The following is a 1,725-nucleotide window of genomic DNA, read 5'->3' as shown; positions in this document are numbered from 1 at the left end:
CATAAGACGATCATCGCCGACGGACTTGCGACAGGCGTCACCGCCGTCTTGCCCCATGGCGGCGACCTGTTCAGATCCAAGGTCAGGGCGGCGGTCGATATCATCAACGGTTTCGGCAAGTCCGTCGGGCTCATGCAATTGTCCGAACTGTGCACGATCGAAACGCCGATCCTTCTGACCAACACGTTCTCGGTCGCACCATGTGCGGAGGCGCTGATCAAGCGTGCCATTGCCGCCAACCCGGAGATCGGGCGCAAGACCAGCACGGTCAACCCCGTCGTTTGCGAATGCAACGACGGCGGCATCAATGATATTCAGGCAATGGCGGTCACCCGGCATGACGCCGAAGCGGCGCTGGATGCCGCGAGCGCCGGTCCGGTCGAACAGGGCAGCATCGGCGCCGGCACCGGAATGACGTCGTTTGGCTTCAAGGCGGGTATCGGCAGCGCGTCCAGGTCTGTCGAGATCGGGTCTCGCGCCTTCACGCTTGGCGCTCTGGTGTTGTCCAACTTCGGCAGGGCAGGGGATCTTGTCCTCCCGGATGGCCGCAGAGCCGATCCCAAAGGGCTCGGCGAGCCTGAAAGCGGGTCGATCATCATCATTCTCGGCACGGATATTCCTCTTGACTACCGGCAATTGAACCGTGCCGCCAGCCGGGCCGGCGCCGGCATTGCCCGCCTCGGTTCGTATTGGGGACACGGCAGTGGCGATATCGCCATCGCCTTCACGACCGCCGATCCTCTGCCGCACGTCTCGCCTTCACCGTTCATTTCGATTTCGCGTGTCGATGACAGATACATCGACCTCGTTTTCGAAGCGGTTGTGGAAACCACGGTCGAGGCCGTTCTGAACGCCCTGTGCGCCGCGCAAGGCGTGGCTGGACGAAATAGACGCAGGATTCCGGCGTTGACCGACTGGCTGAAGGAGCCCCTTTGAGCATGAAGATTTTCATTTCGGCCGATATCGAAGGCACCTCGGGCATTCAATCCTGGGACGAGGCGGAAAGAACGCATGCCGACCACAGGGAATTCCGCGAACTGATGACCGGGGAGGTCCTGGCCGCCTGCGAAGGAGCGCGAGCCGCTGGCGCCACCGAAATTATGATCAAGGATGCGCATGACAGCGGGCGCAACCTTATTCTCGAACGCATGCCGCCTTTCGCGCGCATCGTGAGGGGCTGGTCGGGACATCCGGACGCAATGATGTTCGGGATCGATGAAAGCTTCGATGCCGCGCTTTATACCGGCTACCATTCCAAGGCCGGCGTCGAGGACAACCCGCTTGCACACACATCGACATTGCGAATATCGCGGCTGATCCTGAATGGCGAAACAGCGTCCGAATTCACATTGAATGCGTTGTGCGCCGCGCGCTATGGCGTGCGCTCGGTATTTCTTTCCGGCGACGAAGGCATTTGCGCCGACGCCAGAGCCCTCGTCCCGGGGATAGCCACTGTCGAAACCCTCAAAGGCATCGGCGCGGCCACCATCTCCCTGGCGCCTGCGTCGGCGCGCGGCGCAATATGCGAGGGCGTTGAAAGGGCGTTGCGCGACAGGGCGCGGCAAGCTTTGCCGTCAATGCCGGAAAGGGTCGAGATCATCATCGAATTCAGCAATCCCGTCGATGCCTATCGCGCTTCCTGGTATCCCGGAGTGCGCCGGCACGGGCCACGTGCCGTCGCCTTTGCATCGAACGACTATTTCGAGGTGCTGCGCGCCTTCCGCT

At 61.7% G+C, this 1,725-nt stretch carries 2 protein-coding genes; both read left to right on the top strand.

Annotation, left to right across the window (positions count from 1 at the left end; all coding sequences use genetic code 11):
* A partial coding sequence (locus FJ980_RS30605; protein ID WP_140547311.1) for a P1 family peptidase occupies positions 1-936 on the top strand: 936 nt, incomplete at its 5' end.
* Between the two features lie 2 nt (positions 937-938).
* Positions 939-1,725: M55 family metallopeptidase (locus FJ980_RS30600; RefSeq protein ID WP_140547310.1), on the top strand; the 787-nt coding region annotated here is incomplete at its 3' end.

This window comes from Mesorhizobium sp. B1-1-5 (assembly GCF_006443065.1).
Taxonomy (GTDB): Bacteria; Pseudomonadota; Alphaproteobacteria; order Rhizobiales; family Rhizobiaceae; genus Mesorhizobium.
Note: the sequence above shows the minus strand (reverse complement) of the source record. Positions and strands in the feature narration are given on the sequence as shown.